This window comes from Burkholderia sp. BCC0397 (genome assembly GCF_902832865.1).
Lineage (GTDB): Bacteria > Pseudomonadota > Gammaproteobacteria > Burkholderiales > Burkholderiaceae > Burkholderia.
On sequence record NZ_CADFDL010000005.1, the window covers coordinates 417130 to 442581 of the forward strand.

The following is a 25452-nucleotide window of genomic DNA, read 5'->3' on the forward strand; positions in this document are numbered from 1 at the left end:
TGACCACGATCAGCTGCAAAGCAGGGACGGACTCAAGTTTTTCGCAGGCAAACCGTAATACAGAGTGCCGCGGACCGATTGCCGCGGCATTTTTCATCGCTCACGTCCCGTCATGAACCTGAACGCCCTGTTTTCCCGTTTCTCGATCCGTACGCGGATCTTCTCCACGCTCGGCCTCGTTGCCGCGCTGCTCGTCGTGTCGGGGCTGATCGGCCTCGCGGGCATGCAGAGCTCGAACCGCGCCCTCGACGAAGCCTATACGCGGCAACTGGCGGCGAAGACCGCGTTGTCCGCGGCGAGCCTGAACCTGACGATCGTGCGCACGACGCTCGACCGTGCGCTGCTGCATCCGGAAGCGCCGGAGGTGCTCGATCTCGTGAAGAAGGCCGACGGCTATCTCGCGAAGGCCGACACGGCCTGGCGCAACTACGCGGCGATGCCGCACGGCGACGACGAAGGCCCGCTCGCGAGCCGCCTCGATGCCGCGCGCCAGGCGCTGATCGGACAGGCGCTGAAGCCGATGACCGATGCGATCCGCGAAGGGCGGCGCGACGAAGCCGACCGGCTGCTGATGACGGTTGCACCACCGCTGTCGGTCGCGCTCACGCAGGCGACCGATGCGCTCGATGCGTACCAGGCCGCCCGCGGCAAGGACGTGTACGACACCGCGCAGACCTATTACGGCTGGATGCGCATGGGCGCGATCGCGGGCATCGCATTTGGCCTGGCCGCGTGCCTCGGTTGCGCGATCGGCCTGCATTTCGCGATCACGCAACCGGTGAATCGCCTGCTGTCGCATTTCCGCCGGCTGTCGGACGGCGACCTCACGTCGGAATTGCGCTGGTCGTCGCGCGACGAGATGGCCGAACTGGTCAAGGGCGTGACCGGCATGCAGCGCAGCCTCGCGGATACGGTGCGCCAGGTGACCCAGGGTTCGGAAGCGATTTCGACGGCGACGCACCAGATCGCGGCCGGCAACACCGATCTGTCGCAGCGCACCGAGGAACAGGCGTCGGCGCTGCAGGAGACGGCCGCGAGCATGGAGCAATTGACGGCAACCGTGAAGCAGAACGCCGACCACGCGCTCGAGGCGCAGGCGTGCGCGGACAGCGCGAGCGAGATCGCGACGCGCGGCGCGACGGTCGTCGGCGAGGTGATCGGCACGATGAACGAGATCGACCGGAGCTCGCAGAAGGTCGCCGACATCATCGGCACGATCGAGGGGATCGCGTTCCAGACCAACATCCTCGCGCTGAATGCGGCGGTCGAAGCCGCACGCGCGGGCGAGCAGGGCCGCGGCTTCGCGGTGGTCGCGGGCGAGGTGCGCACGCTGGCGCAACGCTCGGCGTCCGCGGCGAAGGAAATCCGCACGCTGATCGGCGAATCGGTCGAACGTGTCGCGACCGGCTCGCGGCTCGTCGGTACGGCCGGCGCGACGATGCAGGACATCCAGCAGGCGATCGGGCGCGTGACGGGCATCATGACGGAGATCGCGGCCGCATCGAGCGAGCAGCGCGACGGGATCGAGCAGGTGAACCGCGCGGTGTCGCAGATGGATCAGGTGTCGCAGCAGAACGCGGCGCTGGTCGAGCAGGCGGCCGCGGCTGCCGCGTCGCTCGAGGAACAGGCTGATGGGCTGCGTCGCACGGTGGGGGCGTTTCGGGTGGCTTGAGCGGGTTCGAGGTGAGTCGCCGCGGATTTGTCGGCTGATGTGACCTGTTTTACGGGTTGGTCGATGCTCTCGTCGGTGATCCGAGCGCGCAGTCTGTCGAGAAACAAAGCCCCGCTAGCGGGGCTTTGTTTCTTATAAATCAAAAACTTAGGTTGTAACCTTTAAAACAAAGGCAATCTGGCGCGAAGCCAATCCCACTTGGAGGGGGGGATCATCAGATGTTTTTTTATATTCGATTCATCGGTCAAGTCGATATAGCGAACCAGGTTGCCCTCGTAACGCAGGGGCGGGTGAGAGCTATCTCCGTGATACCAGTTGACGGAGAAATATCGTCTCGCAAGAAGCTCGCCATTTTCACTAAACACGCTTAGTTCGATGTTGTCGTCGGTCGCGTCCTGATCATTCCCGCCAGTGCCACACAGCTTGAATCGATACCAAACGCCATTCATGTTTTTTGTGCCGCCATCCAATGTATCCGCGCGATCATAGAAATCGCATCGTCCGTAGGCGGGGCGACTGAAATGAATGATCAAACCTGCGCATACGTAAATGGCAATGGCTAGGCCAATGTATCTGATGGCTCTATTCGGCATATTTCACCAAGATTAAGGTCGATCGGCTTATTCAGCTTAAAATAGACTGGCTTTGAATATATCATGAAGTCTCTGCCTCTGTGGTGCCTCTCTCTCCAGCGACTGTAATCTGCGTTGTAGATCGGAAAGTAAACGTCGGATCTTTTGAATTTTCCGAACATGCTTCTTCGGGTGTCGACTGGTTTGTTGATATTTTTTGACCAAATATCAATGTCGAATTCTCGCCTTGGCGATCCTGATCCGGTGAGAAGCGACCCTGTCGCAATGATCACTCCATGCTTGTTCCAGTGGCCTAAATATTGTTTTCCGTTGAATGAGTAGTTGTCTTTCACGTAAATATAGATGTGCGTAATTTTCCCTGTGGCGCTCAGGCAATAAAAGGTGCTTGATTTTTCATATTTGAAGTATTTTTCGCTGGAAATTTCAACATTTCCAATGGCTGCATAAATGTTGAAATTGGCCAATGCCCCTGTGAGATCCGTTGGGGAAAGATTTTCCAGGGTGTCAAAATTTCCTATTTTAGATAGTTGAAATTGCCAGGTGTTGTGAAATTTTTGCAAATTTCCTGTAAACGAGGTGGTGTTGAAATTGAATGTCGAATTTCTGTAAAAAAATAGCTCTTTGACAAAAGACTTCGTGATATCTGATGCTGTGCGTATCGCGCGCTCGCTGTAGATATCGCTCGTAAGAAGTTTCTCGTATTTTTTCCTGACATTTCCGAATTTCAACACCCAGTCAAGGGTAACGTCATCGTTGTTCATCGGCTGGGCCGACGTTGGATCGTCATTGTAGGTATGCGCAGCGCCCGCAAACCAGATCCGCGCAAGTCTGGCTGAAACCTTCCAGCCCAGATTGTCCATCGCAATCGGCACGTCCTGGAGATCGAAAGGCGGCGGGTTTTCGCAAACCTCCGATTCCGCCTGCGTTGGTGGTGCTTTGGTTATTGCCTGATTGGCTTGCGGCGGCGGTTGAGGTGCTGCAGGAGGCTTCGGGACATTCGAAGGCCTGGAAATCGCTTTCGGAGGCGGTGGCGGCGGCTTTTCCCCCGGTGCAAGCCGGTCGATCGATACGCTCCTTTGCGTATCAAGCGGGACGCACCCTTGGGAACCCTTGTATTCCCTCAACTCCGATCCGAACAACCCCTTTTTCGGTTTGTAGTACGGCAGCTTTTTTACGTCGGCCATGGACTATTCCGTTTGCAACGAATGGCCTGGCATCGTAGAGGCCGGTTGCAAGCGGACAAACCGCCCGGTATTGCCGAAACAGATCGAAACGAGCGTGGACAAGGGTCCGGAGCATCGAGAAATGTGCCCGATTGTGTCAACGACCACGATATCGGAGAGTGTCCCGGGGGCGGACAGGCGTTCGCCCGCCCGCCGCGTCAACCGGCCGCGTCCGCCAGTTGCGCGGCCGCGCGCGACGACGCGACGATCAGCAGCTTCATCGTCGCACGCGTCGCGCCGACGAACAGCTTGCGCGCGGCACGCGCGTCGAGCGTGTCGAAGTCGACTTCGGTGAGGATAACGCACGGCGCCGACTGGCCCTTGAAGCGGTAGATCGAATCGAGCAGCACGTCGCCTTCGCGATACTCGGGGTTGCCGAACAGGTCGTACTTGCCGGTGAAGCGCTTGATCCGGTGCGGGCCGAGCTGGTCGAGCGGGGCGAGCACCGAGCCTTCGCGGCCGCGGTACGACAGCACCGCGATGTCCTGCTTGCGGAAGCCGAGCGACAGCGCATGCGTGATCGCACGCTTGGTCGCGTCGATGCAGGCTTGCGCCAATGCGTCGCTCGACGCGCCATCGTCCCCGTATGCCGACACCGACGGATCGGAGCCGTCGAACGGGCTGCCCGAGCGCAGTTCGGCCGCGAGCGGCTCGGCCCGGCCCACGACGTCGCGCACGAATTCGAGCAGGTCGCGCGGGCTGCGGTAATTCGTGAGCGCCTTGAGCGTGACCCAGCCGGGCAGCGCGACGGGTTCGCGCATGTACAGGTTCTGCAGCGGATCTTCCAGCCACCACCATGCGCCGTCCGGCGCGAGCAAGCGCTCCAGCGCGGCCGCCCACGGCGCATGGAAATCTTGCCCTTCGTCGACGACCAGCACGTCGAAGCGCCAGCGTTCGGGAATCGGCGCTTGCGCGAAGCGCGCCTCGAGCCGCTCGAATTCGCCGGGCACCTGGAAGTCGGGCGTATAGCCGCCGTCGCGCGCGACCCAGTCGCACAACTGGTGGTAGTTCGCGATCTTCGCGCCGGGCGGCGCGATGCGCGCGATGTAATCGGCGAGCGGCCGGTTGAAGCATACGTAGAGCACGCGCTGGCCGGCCGCGACGGCATCGCGCATCACCTGCACCGCAAGCTGCGTCTTGCCCGAGCCGGCGGTGCCGGTGACGCGCAGCCGGAACGGCGTGAATTCGAGCTGGCGCGCCCATGCGGCGAGCCCACCCGACAGCCGGGTGACGAGCGTGCCGGCCTGTCCGACGAGCGCGCTCGTGTCGGGCGTGAGCGCGAGCTCGTCCGCAAGGAAATGGTGGAGCTTCGGCGCATTCGGAAAGTGCTCGTCGTCTTCGGGCAGGATCTGCAGGATCACTTGCGCGAGCTGCGCCTTGCGCGACGCATCGACGATGCGGTCGGGCGCGACGCCGGCGATCGACGCGTCGCGGATCGAGTAGTCGGGGCAGTACAGCAGCGCCTCGACGCCGTAGACGCCCGCGCCGAGCGCGGCCGTCAGGCGCCGGTGCAGCGTCTCCTGCGTGCGCGCGAGCTGGATCGGGACATTGCGCTCCTTCTGCAGGTAGACCTTCACGAGCCCTTTCGGGGTTTCGCGCAGGAAGCCGGCCTTCTGCTCGGTCAGCAGCACGCGGCCGGCCGGGCTCACGACGACGAACGCGGCTTCGCCGAACACCGAGAACGCCTGGTCGGCGCGCGTCCAGTGGACGCCGTGATACACGGTGTAGCTATCGGGCAGCGCGTGTTCGAGCGCGGCGAGCGTTTCGCGCTCGCGTTCGGCCGCGCCGGTCGCGGCGAGGCTTTTCCAGTCGTCGGGGATGAGGCGGGCCATGGCGTCGGGCGGCGGATGCCGGCGTGGGCGTGAACGGGTGCGGCTATTGTACTGAGGAACCGGTTCATGCCCGCGGCGACGCGCGTGCGTTGGCCATTCGACGGGCGGCCGGCCCGGCGGACGTCAGCCGCGCGTGAGCCGCTTCGCGAGATCGGCGCTGAGAATCGCCATGCGCGCGGGTTTTTCGTAGCACACCACGTCGAACGCGCGAATCACTTCGCTGATGTCGGCTTCGCTCGCGCGGCCGGTGAGCAGGTCGCCCGTCAGCACGAAAATCGGCGCGCCCGGGTTGTCGGACGTGCGCACGGCCTTGATCGCGGTGGCGGCCGTCCCGTCGTCGAACAGCCATTCGGTCAGGACCGCGTCGAAGGCCTGGCCCTGCAGCGCGTCGACGAACGCTGCGAGCCCGTCGAACGCGGCCGTCGCGAAACCCTGCCGTTCGAGATAGCGGCACAGCTCGGTCGCGCTGACGCGATCGGGATCGATCACCGCGACGACGAGCTTGTCGCTCTCCGCGCGGCGCGGGTAGATCTCGATCTTGTGCACGTCGTACGCGTTCTGGTACAGCACGCCGGTATGGCGCAGCACGCGCCAGCGGCCGTTCTGTTCGTACGCGACGAACTCGGGACGCGCGCCGGCTTCGAGCGGCGCGCCGATCCAGGCGGTGCACGGAATCTCGGCGACGCCGGCATACAGGACGGCTTCCTGGGAATAGGCGCCGACCATGCCGGGGTCGAGCGTTTGCGCGCCGAACAACTGCGCGGCGGGTTCGCCGTACGCTTCGGCGACTTTCTTGATCTGCGCGAGCGTCCAGGGGCTGCTACCGCGCAGTTTGCGGTGGCCTTGCGAAAAACTCAGGTCGAGGATGCGGCACAGCTCGGTAGTCTGCTGGCGCTTGCCGATGCCGTTGCGGGTCATCAGCTCGCGCACGCGCTCGGCAACCGCGAGGGAATCCGTGGTGATTGCTTCAGTGGTCATGCTACGGGAACGGATCGTGACGTTCAGAACGACGCCTTGCGGCAGTCTCGGCGGACAGTCTTCATGACGTCCAGGGGCGAGCCGACCGGCCACGCACGGAAAAGATAACTTTACCGCAAAATGGTCGTCATTCAGTGTTGTGAAAGGTGCGTTTGTGTGAAAGGTGTGTCATGAAGTTACGCTCGGCCTGCCTTGGCGCGTGTGCGCGAACGTACGTTCGACACCTTCAGGTCGGGATTTCAACGACCGGGATGTGATTCCGCACGGGGCGACAGGTAATCGTCGCACGATGCACCAACGCAGGGCGCGTACTCGCCCGGACCGATGTATCCGACCCATTTTGCAGGATATCGCGCGACGGCCGGCCGAGACCCTTGCAGGACGATCGATCGATCGACGGTTTCCTCTAGTGTAACCAACATAGATACATTTTTTAAGCCAGCGCAGCTGGGTGCTACGATTTCGCCGTCTCAAAAAAGTGTTGAACCGATGCAGAAGACATTCTTGATGCGCGGATACGAAATGAACTGCGAGCCGCGCGTGACGGAGGCCGGCAAATATGCCGCGCAGGTCGAGGTCACGAAGGTGGGTTTCAGCCGTGAGGCTGCGTTCCGCAAGCTGGGTGAATTCGAGACCGAAGCCGAAGCGGTCGCGTACGCGAAACAATTCTCCGAAGAGTGGCTGAGCCGCTATGCGTAGCGCGGCGCGTGCCCACGCCCGTGCAATGCGGGCATCGGGTTGACCGGCGGTACGGCGCCCCGAACGACGGGAAATTCCTGCCTGGATATTGCGAATGCGTCGGGAAATTTGTAGATTGACGACTCCTGTTGAGAGATATCGATCGTCCGAAGGCAACGCAATTTGGAGACTGCGAATGTCCACTTTGTGCATGCAGACCGTCGTTCACGGCAAAACTGTCCAGATCGTGCTGTCGCCCGAGCAGCGTACCGCCAGGATCGACATCATCGATGATGAAGCCGGCAGCTATCCGCCCCGCACGATGAGCATCGAGCGGTACGTCAACGCCGGCATGGCCGACGACGAAATCGCGCGGCATGTTCTCGAAGTCGTCTCGATGTCGATCGAGCAGCTTGCGAGGCTGCAGCCGTTCGAACGCACGGCAGGTACTCAAACGCGCTATTCGCACTGAGGACGCTGGCGTAGCGGTGCCCCCGTGCAGACCGCGAAGCCCTGGCTGAATGGCCGCGTGGTTTATCGAGCGTTCGACATGTCGCCGTCGACGCCGTCGAGCCGACGCGCATTGATTGCGCGTTCGCGCTACGTCGGCATATACGTGAACGGCGGCGCGCCGTCGTCCTGCTCGACGGACAGCAGCCGCTGGAGTTGATCCAGCGCGAACAGCTCCGGCATCGATCGGGCATTGTCTGCCATTACATTTGCAGTCCTGATCGATAAAAAATCCGGATGCGCGAGGAGACGATCGCGTCGGGCGGCGAGTCTCTCTCGACGCAGCAGTTCGTGTTGCGCTCTGCGACCTCGCATCGTCGAATGGAATATCCGCAACGGCGTTGGGTGCCGGAGAGCCGGCATCGACCGACAATTCCACCGCTGCCGGTATCGACGCGCAAGCGACGGCAACCGTCGGTGCAACACGCGGTTCCGGCGCCGTGGCTTCGGCAGGCCACGTCACCGCAGTCGGCGTCAATGCGATGGTGGACGCGGAAGAGATGGCCGAATGACCGGTTTCCGCAATTTATCGCTTCATGCGGCGACGTGGCCGCGATAAGCTTTGCCGGTCATGCATCGACACCCGACACAAAACAATGACCACCACCTATCCGCTGCACGACGCATTGAGCCACGCCGATACGGCGTTTCCGCCTGAAGCCGACGTCGTGATCGCCGGCGCCGGCATCATGGGCTGCGCGGCCGCTTACTACCTCGGCCTGCGCGGCCTGAAAGCCGTCGTGCTCGACAAGTCGCGCATCGCCGGTCAGCAATCGACGCGCGCGTGGGGCTTCGTGCGACAGCAGGGGCGCGAATCCGCCGAAGTGCCGCTGATGATGGCCGGCATGCGAATCTGGGAGGGCCTGGAGCAACAACTCGGCTTCGATCTCGAATGGCGGCAGGGCGGCTGCCTCTACATGGCGGACAACGAAGACGGCTGGGCGTCGTTCCAGGCATGGCTCGCCGTCGCGCGCGAGCACGGGCTCGACACGCGCACGCTGACGCGCGCGCAGATCGACGAACGCGTGAACGGGCTGTCGACGCAGGCGCGTACGCTCGGCGGCTTGTATACGGCGACCGACGGGCAGGCCGAGCCGCGTCGCGTGGCTGCCGCATTCGCGGCGCGCGCGACCGAGGCCGGCGCGCGTTTCTTCGAAGGCTGCGGCGTGACCGCGATCGAGACGGCGGGCGGCGCGGTCGTCGGTGTCGCGACCGAACGCGGCACGATCCGCACGCGGCGCGTGATCTGCGCGGCCGGCGCGACCAGTTTCCGGCTGCTCGACGGCGTCGGCATCCGGCTGCCGCAGCAGGCCGTGCGCGGCACCTGCATGCGCACCAACGTGGTTCCACCGGTGTCCGCGGCGACGGTGTGGGGCCATGGTCTAGGCATCCGGCAGCGCAAGAACGGCGCGATCAATCTCGCCGACGACATGCAGGTCGACGTCGATCTGACGCTCGGCCACCTGCGTGGATTGAGCCTCTTCTGGCCGGAATTCTGGTCGCAGCGCGACAAATTCCGGCTGCACCTGAATGCGTCCGTCTGGCGCGACGTGCTCGCACGCATCAACGGCGCGACCGGGCCGATCGAGCCGCGCGATCCGCAGCCGCAGCCGAATCGCGCGCATGCGCCGCGCGCGCTCGCGAAGCTCAAGGCGATCTTTCCCGCGCTGAAGGATGCGCAGGTCGTCGAGGCGTGGGCCGGCCTGATCGACGTACTGCCCGACGGCATTCCGGTGATCGATGCGCCCGCCACGCCGTCGGGGCTCGCGATTGCGACAGGGTTCTGCGGGCACGGTTTCGCGATGGGGCCGATCGTCGGCCGGCTGCTCGCCGAATGGATCGACACGGGCGCGCCGTCGCTCGACCTGTCGGCGTTTCGCGCGCGGCGTTTCGTCGACGGGACGATGGTGCGGCCGCGCAGCATGCTGTGACTGGCCGGGTGCATGCGTTCCCGTCGTAGAATCGAGCCCGCATCCTTCAGGAGACTTTCCGTTGGCAACGCCATCCGATCAGCGCCGCTCGTTGCGCCAGCGCCTGCGTCGCGCCCGCAATCCGTGGCAGGCGCCGCGTACGCGCACGCTGTTCACGCGCCCCGCGACATCGCCGCACCGCACGCTGCTGTTCCGTCTCGGCGCGGTCGTGCTGTTGTGCACGCTTGCGTTTCTCGTGCTGTATCTCGATCGAGACGGCCTGCGCGATTCGACCAAGAGCACGCCGATGACCGTGGCCGATCTCGTGTACTTCACGATGGTCACGGTCGCGACGGTCGGCTACGGCGATATCGTGCCCGTCACGGCGCGGGCGCGCCTGCTCGATGCATTCTTCATCGTGCCGATCCGCATCGGCATCTGGTTCATTTTCCTGGGCACGGCGTATCAGTTCGTGATCCAGCGCGTCGTCGAGGAATTCCGCATGAAACGCCTGCAGAAGCAACTGTCCGATCACATCGTCGTGTGCGGTTATGGCCTGTCGGGGTCGATCGCGGTGCGCGAGTTGCTGGAGAGCGGCGTCGATCCGGCGGCGATCATCGTGATCGATTCGCAGCAGCAGGCCCTCGAGGCGGCGACGTCGCTCGGCGTGACGGGATTGCTCGGCGATCCGGCGCACGAGGATCTGCTGCAGCAGGCGCAGGTGCGCGCGGCGAAGGCCGTGATCATTTCGGTGACCGACGATCCGACCGCGATCCTGCTGACGCTGTCGGTGCGCAGCATCGCGCCCGATACGAAGATCGTCGTGCGGATCCAGGAGAACCTGTACCAGCGGCAATTGCGGCAGGCCGGCGCGGACGTGATCGTGTCGTCGACGAAGATCGGCGCGCTGTTGCTGGCGGATGCGGTCTATAGCCGCTACATCGTGCCGTTCGTGAACGACATGCTGTCGACGCGCGGTCGCGCGACGCTGCTGGAGCGCGAGGCGTTGCCGCATGAAATCGGCTGCCTGACGAACGTCGTGCCGGGCGCGATCGTGGTCGGGCTCGATCGCTGCGGGAAGATCTATTCGTTTTACGAGGATCCGCCGTGCAGGATCGAGGCGGGCGATACGCTGGTGGTGATTCAGTCGGCGCGGATTCCGGATCCGGATGTTTGAGGGCGATAGCCTGTTCGAAGCGAAAGATCTGGCTGCGCCGGCTACGAGCGACCACTGACTCAACTTTTGGCCGGCTATAGAAAGGATTATCGGATGAGCACATTCCGCACCGAACAAGATCTTCGGCACGCATTGAGCGAGGCCGGATTGGACGCGTTGGCGGACCGGATCGTGGCGACGATGCGTCCCGCCATTCAGTTCGTTCGCCGACAGCAGCCCGACGACGCACTGCCGCCTGGCACGAGCAAGATCGGCGGCCTTCCCGATCTGCCACCGGGCTTCGCGTGGCCACACCGGCGATCGCCGGCGGATGCCGATACACGGATTCGGGCATTGCGCGAACAGCGCATTCGCCACCGGGAGCGCTCGGCCTCGTCCAGATCGCAACGGCCCAGTGACGACCTCCTGGTCTTGCTGTCGGAACACGAGCGGGATGCGTGGCTTCGCTCGATAGAAGCCAGCCGCCCCGATCCAGACAAGCTCAGGGCCATCCAGGCTCAAGAGGATCGTTACGACGACCTGATGGCAGTTGCTTTGGGCCGCGAATTCCCGCTGGCTTTTCTTGCACAGATCAACCTCGGCGCTTTGTCGAATGAATCAGGCTTCGACGGTGATTTACCTCGGCGCGGCGTTCTCAGCCTGTTCGAGGATCTGACGGCTCGCGATGGCGACGGCTCGTTCCAGTTGCATTGGTTCGACGTCGCCGCCGAGACGCTTGAGCGCCAAGCGCCCCCCGCGACGTTGATCGAATTGTCCGACGCCCGGCAACCGGATTTTCCTTGGCACGAACAGACGATGGCGGAAGTATTGCAGCCACATTCCACGTTGGTCGTGCCTTTTCACTGGATCGAGGCCGGCGGCCCCCGGCGAAACGCGGTATTCGATTTCCTGCACAGGCCTGTCGGCGGCCATTTCCCCCAGCCGGATGTCATCGAAGGCGAGCAGGCCGGCAATTTCGGCGACCGCCTCGGCGGCTGGCCGAAGCCGATCCAGGCCGATCCGGAACGCATGTTCATCGGGGATGCGCACAGTTTTCTCAACCCCGGGGACGACAGGATTCGTCACCTCTTTTCCTGGGGCGGCGAATACTACGCAGGCACCCGGCGGATGCACGCGCCCTCCGGTGGAGACGGGACCACCTACCTTATGATTCATCGCGAGGATCTGCTGAGTCATCGGTTCGACAAGGCGCAATCGCTCTATCAGTGCGACTAACCCCAAATCCACCTCTCACCCAATAGGAGATCCGATGCGTTGGTACACTCGACTATTTGTAGCGATGGTGGCCGCAACTACGTTCAGTGGATTCGTTTCGATTACGCAGGCAAGGGCGGCAACGCCATCCGCAGACGTTTATCGTCCTTTAACGGCAGAGGCTCTGCTCTCCGGAATCGACAATGGCACGCTGGCAGGCGCCGAAGAAGGAGAGGTGAGGCAACGAACCATCTCGACGAACAGGGCCACGAGTTTTATCTACGGAGTGGCCGACACGACCGCCGGTAAGGCATGGTGCCCGCCGCCCAAGATGGCAACAACCGAGCTGGTTGTCGCGACCTACGGGTATCTGACCAAGCTTCCATCGCGCGACCTGGACGCCCCGGCTGCGACCATGATCACACAGGCATTGAAGACTGCTTACCCCTGCAGGCGGTAAGAAGCGTGGCCGGCACCTGTCCGGTCACGGGGCCGGCCATGACCTGGACGTCAGGGCTAGGAAGCCTCAACAAAATGACGCTCGGGGTTGTTTACTTTCGATCGTCCCTGTTAACCTTCTCGTTGTTTCGAAGGTGAACTCGCGTCGCGGGCAGGAGCACGGGCCAGGGCAGGCCCCGCTAGCGGAACGCCCGCATCTGCCCCGTCATCATCTGCAGCATCTTGTTGGCAGCCACCGAGAGCTTGCGGCCCACGCGCGTGACCATGTGCGCCTCGGCGTTCTCGAGGATCGGATGCGCGATCTCGATCGCGAACAACTCCCTGGCCTGCAGTTCGGCCGTCACCGCGAAGGCCGGCATCACCGAGATGCCGAGCCCGGATTTCACGAATTCCTTCAGGATCGCGAAGGAATTGGTGGTGATGATCGGCGCGAGCCGTACGCGCTCGGCGTATTCCACCGCCTCCATCATCTGTCGCGTGCCGTAGGACGGGTGGGTGGCCGCCATCGGGTAGGTGGCGAGCTGCTGCACCGTCAGCACCTTGTGGCTGCGGCGCGGGAAGTCGGGGCCGACGATTGCCATCATCGGCTGCCGCTTCGAGGCGCGCGACACCAGCTTGGGCTCGGCGGGCGGGTTGTAGACCAGGCCGATCTCGCCCTCGTCGTTCGAGATTTTTCGGATCACGTCGTTGGTGCTGCCCACGTCGAGGTTGACGCGGATCCCGGGGAACTGCCGGCAGAACTGCTGCATTGGCCCGGCCAGCAGGTCCGAGACGAAACCCTCGCCGAGCACCAGGCTGACCTGGCCGGTCTTGAGCCCGCGCAGCTCCTGCAGGCGCGAGATCAGGTCGTCGCGGTGCGCGAGCTGCTCGCGGAAATACTCGATCACGCAGCGTCCCGCCTCGGTGGGCGTCACGCCGCGCGCGTGGCGCTCCACCAGGGTGGCGTCGAGCTCCTTCTCCAGCAGCCCGATCTGGCGGCTTACGGCCGAGGGCGCCACGTCGAGCCAGTCGGCCGCGGCGCGGATCGTGCCGCAGCGCACGGCCTCGTAGAAATAGACGATCCGGCTGTCGGTGAGGGTATCGCTCATGATCTGGGTGTTCTAAAAAAGAGAACAATATCAATATTGGCGTTGATTGATTATACGGATCGCCGGACCGAACATCGTTGTCATGCATGGCGGGCGCAAGCTGGCGCGCCGGCCTCGAACCAACAGCTATCAGGAGTCGTCGGATGAAAACGGTGGGCGTGATCGGTCTGGGCAACATGGGGCGCGGCATGGCGGGTTCACTGCGGCGCGGCGGCTATACGGTGCTCGGCTACGACGCGGCGCCCGGCGTGGCGCTCGCGCTGGCCGGGCAGGCGGTGCTGTCGGCGCGCGATTCGGTGGCCGAGATCGCGCGCGACGCCGACGTGCTGCTGCTGTCGCTGCCGACCTCGGCGGTGGTGGAGGCGGTGGTGCTGGGCGCGGGCGGCGTGCTCGAGAACGCGAGGCCGGGCAGCATCGTGATCGACACCACCACGGCCGATCCGGACAGCACGCGGCGCGTGGCGGCGGCCCTGGCCGAGCGCGGCATCGGTTTCGTCGACGGCCCGGTGAGCGGCGGCCCGAAGGGCGCGGCCAGCGCCACCATGACCATGGTGCTGGGCGGCTCGGGCAGCGATATCGCGGCCATCGAGCCGATCCTCGCGGTGATCAGCGCCAAGCGCGTGCATGTGGGCCCGGTGGGCGCCGGCCACGTCACCAAGCTGCTCAACAATCTGCTGACCGGCGTGCACCTGCTGGCCGCCAGCGAGGCGGTGCGCACCGCGCGCGCGGCCGGCGTCGATCCGGAAAAGCTGGTCGAGGCGCTCAACGGCGGCTCGGGCCGCAACAGCGCGACGCTGACCAACTACCCGACGTGGATCTTCAACGGCAAGTTCGATTCCGGTTTCACCATGAAGCTGATGCGCAAGGACGTGCGGCTCGCGCTGGGGCTGCTCGACCAGTTCGACAGCGTCGCGCCGGTGGCGCGCGAGGCGGCGCGCGTGTGGGCCGCCAGCGAGGTATCCGTCGCCGACGGCGAGGACTTCAACCGCATCGTCGACTTCGTCGACCCTGCCTGAGGCCGGGCAGCCCGCGTCACGATCCCGCTCGACCCACCTATACGGAAACCCGACATGACCCAGCACGCAGACCAGTTGCTCGCCGCCTTCGCGCATTTCTTCCCCGGTGCCGCCACGATCGGCTCGTATATCGACGGCGAGCTCGTCGCCGGCCAGGGCGATACGATCCAGCTTGACGATGCGGCGACGGGCGAGGCCACGCTTGCCTATCGCGACGCCGGCGCAGCCGTGATCGACCATGCCGCCGAAAGCGCGCGCCGCGCGCAGCGCGAATGGTGGGCGCTCACGCATGCCGCGCGCGGCCGCGTGATGCAGGAGGTGGCGCGCGCGATCCGCGCCGAGGCCGAGGCGATCGCGCGGCTGGAGGCGCTGGGCTCGGGCAAGCCGATCCGCGACTGCCGGGGCGAGGTGGCCAAGGTCGCCGAGATGTTCGAGTACTACGCGGGCTGGACCGACAAGTTCTACGGCAGCGTGATCCCGGTGCCGACCTCGCACCTCAACTACACGCGCCGCGAGCCGGCCGGCGTGGTGCTGCAGATCACGCCCTGGAACGCGCCGGTGTTCACCTGCGGCTGGCAGGTGGCGCCCGCGGTGGCGATGGGCAACGGCGTGCTGCTCAAGCCCTCGGAGCTGACGCCCTTCACCTCGCTGGCGGTCGCCAGACTCGGCGAGCGGGCCGGGCTGCCGCGCGGCCTGGTCAACGTGCTGGCCGGCTTCGGTCACACCGCCGGACAGGCCGCGATCGCGCATCGCGTGGTGAGCAAGGTGGTGTTCGTCGGCTCGCCGGCCACCGGCGCGCGCATCGCCGAGGCCGCCGCGCGCCGCGTGCTGCCCTGCGTGCTGGAGCTGGGCGGCAAGTCGGCCAATATCGTGTTCGCCGATGCCGACCTCAAGCGCGCCGCGCTGACCGCCCAGGCGGCGATCTTCGCCGGCGCGGGCCAGAGCTGCGTGGCCGGCTCGCGTCTGCTGGTGCAGCGCGCCGTCTACGACGAATTCGTCGCGATGGTGGCTGCCGGGGCGAAGAAGATCCGTGTCGGCGCGCCCCTCGACGATGCGACCGAGGTGGGCCCGATCAACAATCGCAAGCAGTACGACCACGTGATGTCGATGATTGCGCGCGGGGTGGAGGCTGGCGCCACGCTCGCCTGCGGCTCGGCCGAGCGAGTCGGGGAGAGCCGCGGCGGCTACTTCGTGGCACCCACCGTGCTCGCCGGCGTGTCGAACGCGATGGAGGTGGCGCGCACCGAGATCTTCGGGCCGGTGGTGGCCGCCATCCCGTTCGACACCGAGGAGGAGGCGATCGCGATCGCCAACGACACCGACTTCGGCCTGGCCGGCGCGGCCTGGACCACCGACGTGGCGCGCGCGCATCGCGTGGCCGCGCAGGTGAATGCCGGCACCTTCTGGGTCAACGGCTACAAGACCATCAACGTGGCTTCCCCGTTCGGCGGCTACGGCATGAGCGGCTACGGCCGCTCGAGCGGGGTCGAGGCGCTGTACGAATACACGCAGACCAAGAGCGTGTGGGTCGAGACGGCCGAAGCGCCGCCCACCGCGTTCGGTTATCTGTAACTACCGGCCCGCATTCGACGGCAGCCGGGCTTCAAGGGGAGACTCGTCATGGAACACGCACTGGGTATCGAGCGCCGCGAGCTTGGCGGCGCGGCCACCGCCAAGGTCCTGCTTTACGCGGCCGGCATCCTGCTGGTCGCCGAATGGATCGGCTCGTTCACGTTCAAGCTCGGACCGGGCAAGGTCGTGCTGCTGCCGATGATCTGGGCGCTGCTGCTCGGCGCCGCGGTGGGGCTGGCCAGCGCGCGCTGGAACAGCAGCGCGCGCCTGAGCGTGCCCGACCAGTTCTTCGCGGCCGCGATCCTGCAGCCGGCGCTGCTGCTGTTCGTCTCCAAGCTCGGGCTGATGGTGGGCAGCGCGCTGCCCAAGCTGGCTTCGGCGGGCTGGGCGCTGGCCTTCCAGGAATTCGGCCACTTCGTCGGCACCATCCTGCTCGGCCTGCCGCTCGCGTTGCTGCTCGGCATCAAGCGCGAGGCGATTGGCGCAACCTTCTCGGTGGGCCGCGAGCCGAGCCTGGCGATCATCGGCGAGAAGTACGGCATGGATTCGGCCGAGGGCCGCGGCGTGCTGGCCGAGTACCTGACCGGCACCGTGTTCGGTGCGGTGTTCATCGCCGTGTTCGCGGGTTTCGTGAGCAGCCTCGGCATCTTCGATCCGCTCGCGCTGGCGATGGGTTCGGGCGTCGGCTCGGGCAGCATGATGGCGGCCGCCTCGGGCGCGATCGCCGCGCAGCAGGACCCGGAGACGGCGAAATCGGTGCTCGCGTTCGCCGCGGCCAGCAACCTGATCACCACCACCATCGGTACCTACTTCACGCTGTTCATCTCGCTGCCGCTCGCGGTCTGGGGCTATCGCGTGCTGGAGCCGCTGATCGGCCGCACCACCAAGGCATCGGCGCAGCCCGAGGCGGCCAGCCCGTCGCTGGGCGAAGTGCGGACCGAGGCGCCCGCGCTCGGCTACGGCGGCAAGCTGCTGGCCTGGATCGTGACGGCCGCGATGGCGCTGGTGTGCGACTGGATCACCCACGGCACCACACCGCTGGCGGGGCTGCCGGGAATCGCGATCATGGTGTGCGCGACGATCGTCGGCGATGCGCTGGCGCGCGTGACGGGGCGGCGGATTCCGGCGGTCTGCTGGGTATCGGTGGTGGCGATGTTCCTGACCTCGCCGTGGTGCCCGTGGGCTTCGCAGATCGCCGCGCTCAGCTCGCACAACGATTTCCTCGGGGTGACCACGCCGATGCTGGTGTTCGCGGGGCTGTCGATCGCCAAGGACATCCCGGCTTTCCGCCGGCTCGGCTGGCGCATCGTGCTGGTGTCCTTCGTGGCCAATGCCGGCACCTTCATCGGCGCGACCCTGGTGGCGCAGCTGTTCCATATCTGATCTCTCCTCTCGCGGCGCGGCGGCGGGCGGCATGAACCGGCCCGCCGCCGTGCCGCGACGACCGACAAGCGCGTTCCCATCCGCATGAAACTGATCGATTCCATCGTCGCGCACGCCGACGAACTGACGGCGATACGCCGTGATATCCATGCCCATCCCGAGGTGGGCTACGACGTGTTCCGCACCGCCGAACTCGTCGCCGAGCGGCTCGAGCAATGGGGTTACGCCGTCACGCGCGGCGTCGGCCGCACCGGCGTGGTGGGCACCTTGAAGCGCGGCGGCAGCGCGCGCGCGATCGGCCTGCGCGCCGACATGGATGCGCTGCCCGTGCAGGAGGCCAACACCTTTGCGCATCGTTCGACGGTGCCCGGCGCGATGCACGCGTGCGGCCACGACGGGCACACCGCCATGCTGCTGGGGGCCGCGCGCCATCTGGCGCGGCATGGCGAGTTCGACGGCACCGTGCAGTTGTTCTTCCAGCCGGCCGAGGAGTCGGGCGGCGGCGCGCGCGCGATGATCGAGGACGGCCTGTTCGAGCGTTTCCCGGTGGATGCCGTGTTCGGGCTGCACAACTGGCCCGGCATCGCGGCCGGCGATTTCGCGGTGCGGCCGGGGCCGCTGATGGCCTCGACCAGCCTGTTCCGGATCGACTTGCGCGGTGCCGGCTGCCACGCGGCCATGCCGCACCTGGGCCGCGATCCGGTGTTCGCGGCGGGACAGGTGCTGAGCGCCCTGCAGGGGATCGTCACGCGCAACCGTAATCCGATCGACGGCGCGGTGCTGTCGGTCACGCAGGTGCATGCGGGCGAGGCGATGAATGTGGTGCCGACCGATGCCTGGCTCGGCGGCACGGTGCGGACCTTCTCCGATGCGACGCTCGACCTGATCGAGACGCGCATGCGCGCCGTGGTGGCCGCGACGGCCGCGGCCTTCGACTGCGAGAGCGAGGTGGATTTCCAGCGCCAGTATCCGGCTACCGTGAACGACGCCGAACAGACAGCGGTCGCGGTGGCGGCGATGCGCGAACTGGTGGGCGACGCGCATGTGAATGCGGCCGTCGATCCGACCATGGCGGCGGAGGATTTCTCGTTCATGCTGCGAGAGAAGCCGGGTTGCTATGCGTTCCTCGGGAATGGAGTGGGCGATCATCGCGTGCATGGGCATGGCGGCGGGCCTTGCCTGCTGCATAACGCCAGTTATGACTTCAACGATGCGTTGCTGCCGGTGGGCGCGAGTTATTTCGTGAGGTTGGTGGAGCGGATTTTGGGGCGGTAGGGAGGCGGCGCCAACTTTTCGTGTCAGTTCGTGATGAACGAGCGCCGCCGGGGTGATCTCGGTATGGGTGGCGCTCGTTGGAAAATCTTGATTCGACCGGAGCCGATCACGCCGAGCCTACGAACGGTTCAGCTTCCGCGCAACAACCCCGAGTTTGACCTTTCGCGCTTCGCGCGATAGAGCGCCATGTCAGCCTGATGCGAAAGTGCCTGTACCGATTGCGGGCAGGCGCGATGGCCCGTGGCGCAGCCGATGCTGACGGCCGATGACGCATGCGATGAGTTCCGTCACTCGGCTATTCGTCCGTAAGCGCATTCAGTAACGCGTTCAAGCGCCTGTCCGGACATTCGTCGACCGCATATCGTCATATCTCACGCACTGCTTCTGAAGACGCGGGCAGTGAGCGCGGCGGCGTTCGCGGGGAAGTCGAGGCTATCGGTTCGACTCTGCAGCCGTTTCCATCGGAACCTCGGTGAAATGCTCGAGCGACTCGGCGTTCGCATACAGGCGCTCCAGCAGATCGCGCAGAAAGTCGATTTCCACCTGACTGAAGCAGTTCAGCGCCGTGACCTCGAAGTGCTTCGCGAGCGGCACGATCTTGCGTGTCAGCTTCGCGCCCTCGGCGGTGAGCGATAGCTGCACGGCGCGCCCATCCGACGAACTTTTCTCGCGCAGCACCAAGCCTTGCGCGATGAGGCGATCGACGATCCGCGACAGCGCCGACATGTCGACGCAGGCACGGTCGACCAGCTCCGACAGGCGTTGATGCGGGCGATGACCGAGCGACGCGCACACGCGCCATTCGCTAAGCGACAGACCGTAGCCGCGCAGCACTTTCGAGAACGAACTGCCCATCCGACTGCCCGCGCGCGCGACCAGGTACGGAATGGCGCGTTCGAGATCGTGTTCGATGAGCGGCGGGTTCGGTTTCTTCATGTCCATCATGCGGCTTAATAGTTGAAGGCTCAAGTATATACCGCCGTCGCCGACGCGGCCGTTCTCACGGATATCCTGTCTTCATTCAGGGAGAAATGATCTGGTCCAGCGTGATGCCGTTCGGGTAGTCCCCAGTGCATAGTTGAAAAATCAAGTATATACTCGCCAGCAGTTTAGATGATTTTTCAAGTAAATTTCCGTGGACGCATGCCATGAAAGACAAGATCGCGCTGGAAGAACACTTCGCCATCGAGCAGACCATCGGCGATTCGCAGGTCTATGCGCGTCCGGAGGTATGGACGACGCTGCGCGCAAACCTGCTCGACTTCGAGCAGCAGCGCCTCGAGCAGATGGAAGAGTGGGGCACCGCGTATTCGATCCTGTCGTTGAATTCGCCCGCGGTGCAGGCGATTCCGGATGCCGGCCGTGCCAACGATGTCGCGCGCCGCGCCAACGACGTTCTCGCCGAACAGATCGGCCGTCACCCGACGCGCTTCGGCGGCTTTGCCGCGTTGCCGATGCAGGATCCCGAACTCGCCGCTCGGGAACTCGAACGCTGCGTGAACGAGCTGGGGTTTCACGGCTTTCTCGTCAACGGTTTTTCGCAGGTCGGCGACACGGACACGGCCGTCTACTACGACGATCCGCGCTTCGACGGATTCTGGGCGCGCGCCGCTGCGCTGAACCGGCCGTTCTACATGCATCCGCGCGATCCGCTTCTGGCGCACGCGAAGGTGTTCGACGGCGCGCACTGGTTGACCGGGCCGACGTGGGCATTCGCGGCGGAAACCAGCATGCATGCGCTGCGCCTGCTGTCGAGCGGGCTCTTCGACCGTCATCCGCGGTTGCAGATGATCCTCGGACATTTCGGCGAAGGCATCCCGTTCAACGTCTGGCGCGTCGATCACATCCTGCGCAAAGGCCGCCGCGGCATGCCGTGCGAACGTGAGATCGGCGACTACCTGCGCGAGAACGTGTACATCACGACAAGCGGCAATTTCCGTACGCCGACCCTTCTTTCGACGATGCTCGAGGTCGGCAGCGACAGGATCATGTACTCGGTCGACTACCCGTTCGAGAAGCACGAGGACGCGGCGCGCTGGTTCGATCGCTGCGAAATCAGCGAGAACGACCGGCGCAAGATCGGCCGGGACAACGCGCGCCGATTGTTTGGTCTTGCATGAGCATATACGCGCAAAAGCCGGACGCAATCGACGTCGCGGCCACCATCGACGCGCAGCCCGTCGGCGCTTTCCAGAAGCGGCTGATGGCATTGATCGCACTGTGCGTGGTGATCGACGGATACGACGTGCAGTCGATGGGGTTCGTCGCCCCGGCGTTGATCGCATCGTGGCACGTGTCGCGCGCGGCGATGGGGCCGGTATTCGGCGCGAGCCTCGTCGGCATGCTGATCGGCGCGCTCGCGATGGGGCCCCTCGCTGATCGTGTCGGTCGTCGCCCCGTGCTGCTCGGCTGCACGGCGTTCGTCGGCGCGATGATGATCGCAACCGCGTTCGCGGGCTCGCTCGCGCATCTGCTCGCGTTGCGCTTCCTGACCGGCTGCGGTCTCGGCGGAATCATGGGAAACGCCGTTGCGCTCGTGAGCGAGTACAGCCCGGCGCGCAAGCGCGCGACGTTGACGATGTGGGTGTCGTGCGGCTTCACGCTCGGTGCGGTGTTCGGCGGCGTCGTGTCGGCGGTATTGATTCCGCTTGCCGGCTGGCGCGCGGTGTTTGCGCTCGGCGGTGTGGTGCCGCTGCTGATCGCCGCGGCAATGATGTTTGCTCTGCCCGAGTCGATGCAATTCCTGATCGCGCGCGGTGCACATGCCGAACGTATCGGCGTGTTGTTGCAACGCGTCGCGCCTGCCGTACACGTGGCGGCGCACACGCGCTTCATCGCGCCGGCGCGCACCCACGACGGAAACGCCGTCGCCGCGCTCTTCGCCGACGGTCGAGCACGCGTCACGGTGCTTGCGTGGGGCGTCAACTTCATGAACCTGCTGAACCTGTTCTTCCTGGCGAACTGGCTGCCGACCCTTGCAATCGACTTCGGCTACGGCCTCGCCGAGGCGGCTGTCATCGGCACGACGTTGCAGGTCGGCGGCGTGATCGGCACGCTTGTCATGGGGCCGCTGATCGACCGTTGGGGCTTCTTTCGCGTGCTCGTACCGGCGTATCTGGTCGCGACCGTCACGATCCTGTCCATCAGCCACGTCGCCGCTGTCTCGCTCGCGATGCTGCTGGCGGTCGTCGCGGCGAGTGGTTTCACGATCGTCGGCGGACAACCCGCGAACAACGCGCTTTCCGCGGCGCTCTATCCGGTGACGCTGCGCGCGACCGGAGTCGGCTGGAGCCTCGGCATCGGCCGCGCCGGGTCGATCGTCGGACCGATCGTGGCGGGTGCGCTGATGCAACTGCACTGGAGCGCGCAGCAACTGTTCTGCGCGGCGGCCGTCCCGGCGCTCCTGTCGGCCGTGATGTTGTACGCCATGTCGCGCGAGCGCCGCCTCGCGCCGACGCGCAAGCCATCGACGGAAGCCGCCTGATCCCGAATGCGCCACTGGCGCGGCCGTCGTGTTTTCTGCTGTACCACTGGAGTATTCAGATGACGATTTCGCTGCTGGTGAACCGGCAACGGCGCACCGTCCCCGCGTCGCCCGACACACCTCTGCTTTATGTACTACGCAATGATCTGGGGCTGAACGGCGCCAAGTTCGGCTGCGGACAGGCGCAATGCGGCGCGTGTACGGTCATGCTCGGCGAGACGCCGGTGCGGTCGTGTGTATTTCCGGTCGGCGCGTTGCGCGGGCAGTCGGTCACGACCGTCGAGGGGCTCGGCTCGCCAGGGCATTTGCACCCGTTGCAGCAGGCCTTCCTCGACGAACAGGCGGCGCAGTGCGGCTACTGTTCGAGCGGCATGCTGATGGCGGCCAAGGCATTGCTGGACGCGAACCCGCACGCAGACGAGACGGCCGTGCGCAGCGCACTGGCGGGCCAGAAGTGTCGTTGCGGCGCGCACAATCGGATCGTGCGCGCCGTGCTGCGCGCCGCGGAGGCGATGCGTTCATGAAAGCCAGAGCAATGCGATCCCCGGAATTTTCAGCGCCGCGCCGCCGCTTCGGTCAACAGGCGGGCGCGTTGGTGGCGTTGTTCTCCCTTGCGCCGTTTGCTGCGCGTGCGCAAACGCCTCTGCAGACCGTGCAGAAGGCACCGCTGCCGGCCAGCTTTCGTGAGAACCCGCGGCTCGACGGCTGGATTCGCGTCGACGAACGAGGGCATGTGACCGTGTTCACCGGCAAGGCTGAACTCGGACAGGGCATCCTCACCGCGCTGACGCAAATCGCCGCGGAACAAATGGACGTCGACTTTGCGAGCGTATCGATCGTTTCTGCCGACACGTCGCGAGGCCCGAACGAGGGCTATACATATGGCAGTCAGTCCGTCGAACAAAGCGGCGCGGCATTGCAGGCTGCCAGCGCGCAGGCGCGCGCGGTGCTCGTCGGCACTGCGGCACGGCAACTCGGCGTTCCAGCGGATGGGCTCACTGTGCGTGCCGGCGTAATCTACGCGCCTGATGGCCGCACCGTACGCTACGGCGATCTCGCGCGCGGCGCAAGATCGCTGCTGGAGGGCGCGGTGACAGCCGATGCGCCCCTCAAGCGGCCCACCGACTACCGGTTGATTGGCCATTCCATTGCGCGCATCGATCTGCCGGCAAAGTTCACGGGCGAGGCTGCCTTCGTGCAGGACATGCGCTTGCCCGGCATGCTGTTCGGCCGCGTCGTGCGGCCGCCTCGCGCGGGCGCCAATCTGATCGATGTCGATCTCGCGAGAGCGCGGTCGATGCCGGGCGTCGTCGCAGTGGTCCGCGACGGGGACTTTCTCGCGCTCGCCGCCGGACGCGAAGAACAGGCAATCGCCGCGCGCGCAGTGCTCGCGAATACCGCCCGCTGGAGCGATGCCCACGCCGATCTTCCCGATGTCGACGCATTGCCGGCCGCGCTGCGCAGCTGGCACATCGAAGACACGGTCGCGGCGGCAACCGGTCAGGACGTACCGGCGCCCTCGGATGTTCGCTGGATCGACGCGAATTATTCTCGGCCTTATCTGTCGCAGGCGTCGATCGGACCTTCCTGTGCGGTCGCCTGGTTCAAGGGCGCGCACATGACGGTGTGGTCGCACACACAGGGTGCGTATCCGCTGCGCTGCGATCTTGCGACGGTGCTCGGCATGCCCGTCGATTCTGTCGACGTGGTGCACGTGCCGGGTTCGGGCTGCTACGGCCACAACGGCGCGGACGACGTGGCGCTCGATGCGGCGCTCGTCGCCCGCGCGGTTGCGGGCCGGCCCGTGAAGCTGCAATGGATGCGCGACGATGAGTTTGCGTGGGCGCCGATCAGTCCGGCCATGTCCATGCGCATCCGCGCCGCATTGACGCCGCAAGGCCGCATCGCCGACTGGCAGTACGACGTATGGAGCAACACGCATGCGGCGCGTCCGGGTCAGCACGGCGGCATCAATCTGCTCGCGGCATGGCATCTGTACAAGCCTTTCACGCCGTCCCCGTTCCTGCGCATTCCTCAACCGTACGGTAACGGCGATCGCAATGCGGTGTCGGTGTACGCGTTGCCACGGCAGCGCGTCGTCAATCATCTGTTGCTCGATTCGCCGATTCGCACGAGTTCGCTGCGCACGCTCGGCGCGTTCGGCAACATCTTCGCAATCGAGTCGTTCATGGACGAACTCGCGCTCATCGCGAATGTCGATCCCGCGGCGTTCCGACGCAGGCATCTGACCGATCCGCGCGCGCTCGCCGTGCTCGATGCGGCGCTCGCGAAGGCGAACTGGCGCGCGGACGAGAAGTTGCCGCCGGGGCGCGGGCGCGGTCTCGCCTATTCGCGCTACAAGAGCATTCAGGCGTATGCGGCGGTGGTCGTCGACGTAGACGTGGAGCGCGAGAGCGGTGTGGTGAAGATCACGCGCGTCACCATTGCGGCCGATCTCGGTCGTGTCATCAACCCCGATGGCGCGAAAAACCAGATCGAGGGCGGTGCGCTGCAGGCGCTCAGCTGGTCGCTCAAGGAGCGCGTGAATTTCGACCGGCGCGAGATCACGACGCGCGGCTGGGCCGACTATCCGATCTTTACGTTCGAGGACGTGCCGCCGGTCGACATCGTGCTGATCGACAGACCGGAGATGCCGTCGCTCGGTGCGGGAGAGTTCTCGGTGGGCCCCGCCGCGGCGGCGCTCGCTAATGCGGTAGCCGCAGCGACAGGCGGCCGCGTGCGTGATTTGCCGATGACGCCACAGCGCGTCAAGGCGGCGTTCGGCGCGGCTTGAGTCGCCAGCCATGCGTTGCGACGGCGGAATTCGCCTGCCAGTGCACCGATCGGGCCGATTCGGCCCGCCCCGAAGAGCCGGAATTTTCCAACTAAGATCGGGATGGAAATTGGGCCGGCCTCACGACGTCGGTGACCCGATGCAACGGCTCGCCCTCAGTGAATCGCGAAACTGTCGGCGAGAGCATCCTCGCTGTAGGAAGGCCCGACGACCACGTCATACCTCCCGGTTGGAACGCTCCAACCGTGATTCGCCGCATCCCAGATTGCCAATCGCTGCCGAGGTACCGTGATCTCAACCTGTTTTGACTCGCCTGCGGCAAGCGAAACTCTTTTCCAACCGACCAGGCGCTTCCAGGGCTCGCCCGCGGTATCAGGCAATCGAACATAGAGCTGCGCAACGTCGGATCCTGAGCGCTTTCCGGTGTTGCTGATCGTAAAGACCGCGGTCAGAGCGCGTCCGTCGTGGTGCCATTGCAAGCCGGAATAGGAGAATTGTGTATAGGACATTCCAAAGCCGAGAGGTGGCCTCGCTCATTCGGACAGTTTTCTGAGATTTTTAAGTGGAACGTCCGAGGCAATCATGCTGCCGATTTGATCGCAGGCAGCGTCGCG

The 25452-nt window shown here is 65.1% G+C and carries 22 protein-coding genes and 1 pseudogene; 15 read left to right on the forward strand and 8 right to left on the reverse strand.

All coding sequences use genetic code 11. The features are described from left to right. The first annotated feature begins 112 nt into the window (after positions 1–112). On the forward strand, positions 113–1672 hold the full coding sequence (locus HWX03_RS19355) for a methyl-accepting chemotaxis protein (RefSeq protein WP_175872290.1): 1560 nt from the start codon (positions 113–115) through the stop codon (positions 1670–1672). 161 nt (positions 1673–1833) lie between these two features. Here HWX03_RS19355 and HWX03_RS19360 read toward each other — a convergent pair whose 3' ends face one another. From HWX03_RS19360 to HWX03_RS19375, 4 genes are all read right to left on the reverse strand, one after another. Continuing rightward, positions 1834–2205, reverse strand: coding sequence for a hypothetical protein (locus tag HWX03_RS19360; protein WP_244132680.1), 372 nt, complete (start codon positions 2203–2205; stop codon positions 1834–1836). A 26-nt stretch (positions 2206–2231) separates the two neighbouring features. Beyond that, positions 2232–3449, reverse strand: a complete 1218-nt coding sequence (locus HWX03_RS19365; protein WP_175872291.1) for a DUF6402 family protein — start codon at positions 3447–3449, stop codon at positions 2232–2234. A gap of 197 nt (positions 3450–3646) precedes the next feature. Next, on the reverse strand, positions 3647–5320 hold the full coding sequence (locus tag HWX03_RS19370; protein WP_175872292.1) for an ATP-dependent helicase: 1674 nt from the start codon (positions 5318–5320) through the stop codon (positions 3647–3649). A 123-nt stretch (positions 5321–5443) separates the two neighbouring features. Beyond that, positions 5444–6298 carry a helix-turn-helix domain-containing protein gene (locus tag HWX03_RS19375; RefSeq protein WP_011547464.1) on the reverse strand — a complete coding sequence of 285 codons (855 nt, stop codon included), beginning with the start codon at positions 6296–6298 and terminating at the stop codon, positions 5444–5446. Between the two features lie 489 nt (positions 6299–6787). Between HWX03_RS19375 and HWX03_RS19380 the strand changes: the two genes are divergently transcribed. The 6 genes from HWX03_RS19380 to HWX03_RS19405 all read left to right on the forward strand — a co-directional run bounded on the left by HWX03_RS19380 (position 6788) and on the right by HWX03_RS19405 (position 12227). Beyond that, a complete protein-coding gene (locus HWX03_RS19380; RefSeq protein ID WP_175872293.1) occupies positions 6788–6997 on the forward strand; it encodes a hypothetical protein in 210 nt (69 codons plus the stop codon). 175 nt (positions 6998–7172) lie between these two features. Beyond that, entirely contained in the window at positions 7173–7448 is a 276-nt protein-coding gene (locus HWX03_RS19385) for a hypothetical protein (RefSeq protein ID WP_175872294.1), read from the forward strand. 634 nt (positions 7449–8082) lie between these two features. Further along, positions 8083–9417 carry an FAD-binding oxidoreductase gene (locus tag HWX03_RS19390; protein WP_175872295.1) on the forward strand — a complete coding sequence of 445 codons (1335 nt, stop codon included), beginning with the start codon at positions 8083–8085 and terminating at the stop codon, positions 9415–9417. Positions 9418–9478: 61 nt separating this feature from the next. Beyond that, positions 9479–10573 (forward strand): potassium channel family protein, encoded by a 1095-nt coding sequence (locus tag HWX03_RS19395; protein WP_175821698.1) that lies wholly within the window; start codon positions 9479–9481, stop codon positions 10571–10573. A 93-nt stretch (positions 10574–10666) separates the two neighbouring features. Next, a complete protein-coding gene (locus HWX03_RS19400; protein WP_175872296.1) occupies positions 10667–11788 on the forward strand; it encodes a DUF1963 domain-containing protein in 1122 nt (373 codons plus the stop codon). A gap of 34 nt (positions 11789–11822) precedes the next feature. Further along, on the forward strand, positions 11823–12227 hold the full coding sequence (locus HWX03_RS19405) for a Rap1a/Tai family immunity protein (protein ID WP_175872297.1): 405 nt from the start codon (positions 11823–11825) through the stop codon (positions 12225–12227). A gap of 178 nt (positions 12228–12405) precedes the next feature. Here the strand turns inward: HWX03_RS19405 and HWX03_RS19410 are convergent, their stop codons facing one another. Beyond that, complete coding sequence (locus tag HWX03_RS19410; RefSeq protein ID WP_175821695.1) at positions 12406–13314, reverse strand: LysR family transcriptional regulator; 909 nt, start codon at positions 13312–13314, stop codon at positions 12406–12408. Positions 13315–13400: 86 nt separating this feature from the next. Here HWX03_RS19410 and HWX03_RS19415 point away from each other — a divergent pair, with 86 nt between their 5' ends. The 4 genes from HWX03_RS19415 to HWX03_RS19430 all read left to right on the forward strand — a co-directional run bounded on the left by HWX03_RS19415 (position 13401) and on the right by HWX03_RS19430 (position 18560). Continuing rightward, positions 13401–14330, forward strand: a complete 930-nt coding sequence (locus tag HWX03_RS19415; RefSeq protein ID WP_175872298.1) for an NAD(P)-dependent oxidoreductase — start codon at positions 13401–13403, stop codon at positions 14328–14330. A gap of 54 nt (positions 14331–14384) precedes the next feature. Continuing rightward, positions 14385–15902 (forward strand): aldehyde dehydrogenase family protein, encoded by a 1518-nt coding sequence (locus tag HWX03_RS19420; protein ID WP_175872299.1) that lies wholly within the window; start codon positions 14385–14387, stop codon positions 15900–15902. Between the two features lie 48 nt (positions 15903–15950). After that, complete coding sequence (locus tag HWX03_RS19425; protein ID WP_174433842.1) at positions 15951–17285, forward strand: DUF3100 domain-containing protein; 1335 nt, start codon at positions 15951–15953, stop codon at positions 17283–17285. Positions 17286–17369: 84 nt separating this feature from the next. Next, positions 17370–18560 (forward strand): M20 aminoacylase family protein, encoded by a 1191-nt coding sequence (locus HWX03_RS19430; protein WP_175872300.1) that lies wholly within the window; start codon positions 17370–17372, stop codon positions 18558–18560. Between the two features lie 106 nt (positions 18561–18666). On the opposite strand, the pseudogene HWX03_RS36960 reads toward HWX03_RS19430, so the two are convergent. Beyond that, a pseudogene (locus HWX03_RS36960) lies at positions 18667–18820 on the reverse strand (GGDEF domain-containing protein); the annotation flags it as partial. 172 nt (positions 18821–18992) lie between these two features. Further along, positions 18993–19502 carry a MarR family transcriptional regulator gene (locus HWX03_RS19435; RefSeq protein WP_174387530.1) on the reverse strand — a complete coding sequence of 170 codons (510 nt, stop codon included), beginning with the start codon at positions 19500–19502 and terminating at the stop codon, positions 18993–18995. Between the two features lie 206 nt (positions 19503–19708). Here HWX03_RS19435 and HWX03_RS19440 point away from each other — a divergent pair, with 206 nt between their 5' ends. The 4 genes from HWX03_RS19440 to HWX03_RS19455 are packed head-to-tail and all read left to right on the forward strand — an operon-like array spanning position 19709 to position 24838. Then, complete coding sequence (locus tag HWX03_RS19440; RefSeq protein WP_175821690.1) at positions 19709–20680, forward strand: amidohydrolase family protein; 972 nt, start codon at positions 19709–19711, stop codon at positions 20678–20680. Continuing rightward, entirely contained in the window at positions 20677–22044 is a 1368-nt protein-coding gene (locus tag HWX03_RS19445; RefSeq protein ID WP_175872301.1) for an MFS transporter, read from the forward strand. Before HWX03_RS19440 ends, HWX03_RS19445 begins: the two co-directional genes overlap by 4 nt. A gap of 59 nt (positions 22045–22103) precedes the next feature. Continuing rightward, positions 22104–22568, forward strand: a complete 465-nt coding sequence (locus HWX03_RS19450; protein WP_174387511.1) for a (2Fe-2S)-binding protein — start codon at positions 22104–22106, stop codon at positions 22566–22568. An 11-nt stretch (positions 22569–22579) separates the two neighbouring features. Then, positions 22580–24838, forward strand: a complete 2259-nt coding sequence (locus HWX03_RS19455) for a molybdopterin cofactor-binding domain-containing protein (protein WP_347879529.1) — start codon at positions 22580–22582, stop codon at positions 24836–24838. Positions 24839–24993: 155 nt separating this feature from the next. Here the strand turns inward: HWX03_RS19455 and HWX03_RS19460 are convergent, their stop codons facing one another. Then, positions 24994–25347: a fibronectin type III-like domain-contianing protein gene (locus HWX03_RS19460; protein WP_175872302.1), complete on the reverse strand. Its 354-nt coding sequence runs from the start codon at positions 25345–25347 to the stop codon at positions 24994–24996. Positions 25348–25452: the final 105 nt, after the last annotated feature.

What these genes read in the sequence shown, in the direction of transcription:
- HWX03_RS19380 (WP_175872293.1), top strand. Translation starts at nt 6,788, where the DNA reads ATGCAGAAGACATTCTTGATGCGCGGATACGAAATGAACTGCGAGCCG.
- HWX03_RS19450 (WP_174387511.1), top strand. Translation starts at nt 22,104, where the DNA reads ATGACGATTTCGCTGCTGGTGAACCGGCAACGGCGCACCGTCCCCGCG.
- HWX03_RS19445 (WP_175872301.1), top strand. Translation starts at nt 20,677, where the DNA reads ATGAGCATATACGCGCAAAAGCCGGACGCAATCGACGTCGCGGCCACC.
- HWX03_RS19460 (WP_175872302.1), bottom strand. Translation starts at nt 25,347, where the DNA reads ATGTCCTATACACAATTCTCCTATTCCGGCTTGCAATGGCACCACGAC.
- HWX03_RS19430 (WP_175872300.1), top strand. Translation starts at nt 17,370, where the DNA reads ATGAAACTGATCGATTCCATCGTCGCGCACGCCGACGAACTGACGGCG.
- HWX03_RS19440 (WP_175821690.1), top strand. Translation starts at nt 19,709, where the DNA reads ATGAAAGACAAGATCGCGCTGGAAGAACACTTCGCCATCGAGCAGACC.
- HWX03_RS19375 (WP_011547464.1), bottom strand. Translation starts at nt 6,298, where the DNA reads ATGACCACTGAAGCAATCACCACGGATTCCCTCGCGGTTGCCGAGCGC.
- HWX03_RS19390 (WP_175872295.1), top strand. Translation starts at nt 8,083, where the DNA reads ATGACCACCACCTATCCGCTGCACGACGCATTGAGCCACGCCGATACG.
- HWX03_RS19425 (WP_174433842.1), top strand. Translation starts at nt 15,951, where the DNA reads ATGGAACACGCACTGGGTATCGAGCGCCGCGAGCTTGGCGGCGCGGCC.
- HWX03_RS19455 (WP_347879529.1), top strand. Translation starts at nt 22,580, where the DNA reads ATGCGATCCCCGGAATTTTCAGCGCCGCGCCGCCGCTTCGGTCAACAG.
- HWX03_RS19400 (WP_175872296.1), top strand. Translation starts at nt 10,667, where the DNA reads ATGAGCACATTCCGCACCGAACAAGATCTTCGGCACGCATTGAGCGAG.
- HWX03_RS19420 (WP_175872299.1), top strand. Translation starts at nt 14,385, where the DNA reads ATGACCCAGCACGCAGACCAGTTGCTCGCCGCCTTCGCGCATTTCTTC.
- HWX03_RS19370 (WP_175872292.1), bottom strand. Translation starts at nt 5,320, where the DNA reads ATGGCCCGCCTCATCCCCGACGACTGGAAAAGCCTCGCCGCGACCGGC.
- HWX03_RS19405 (WP_175872297.1), top strand. Translation starts at nt 11,823, where the DNA reads ATGCGTTGGTACACTCGACTATTTGTAGCGATGGTGGCCGCAACTACG.
- HWX03_RS19435 (WP_174387530.1), bottom strand. Translation starts at nt 19,502, where the DNA reads ATGGACATGAAGAAACCGAACCCGCCGCTCATCGAACACGATCTCGAA.
- HWX03_RS19355 (WP_175872290.1), top strand. Translation starts at nt 113, where the DNA reads ATGAACCTGAACGCCCTGTTTTCCCGTTTCTCGATCCGTACGCGGATC.
- HWX03_RS19410 (WP_175821695.1), bottom strand. Translation starts at nt 13,314, where the DNA reads ATGAGCGATACCCTCACCGACAGCCGGATCGTCTATTTCTACGAGGCC.
- HWX03_RS19365 (WP_175872291.1), bottom strand. Translation starts at nt 3,449, where the DNA reads ATGGCCGACGTAAAAAAGCTGCCGTACTACAAACCGAAAAAGGGGTTG.
- HWX03_RS19415 (WP_175872298.1), top strand. Translation starts at nt 13,401, where the DNA reads ATGGCGGGCGCAAGCTGGCGCGCCGGCCTCGAACCAACAGCTATCAGG.
- HWX03_RS19385 (WP_175872294.1), top strand. Translation starts at nt 7,173, where the DNA reads ATGTCCACTTTGTGCATGCAGACCGTCGTTCACGGCAAAACTGTCCAG.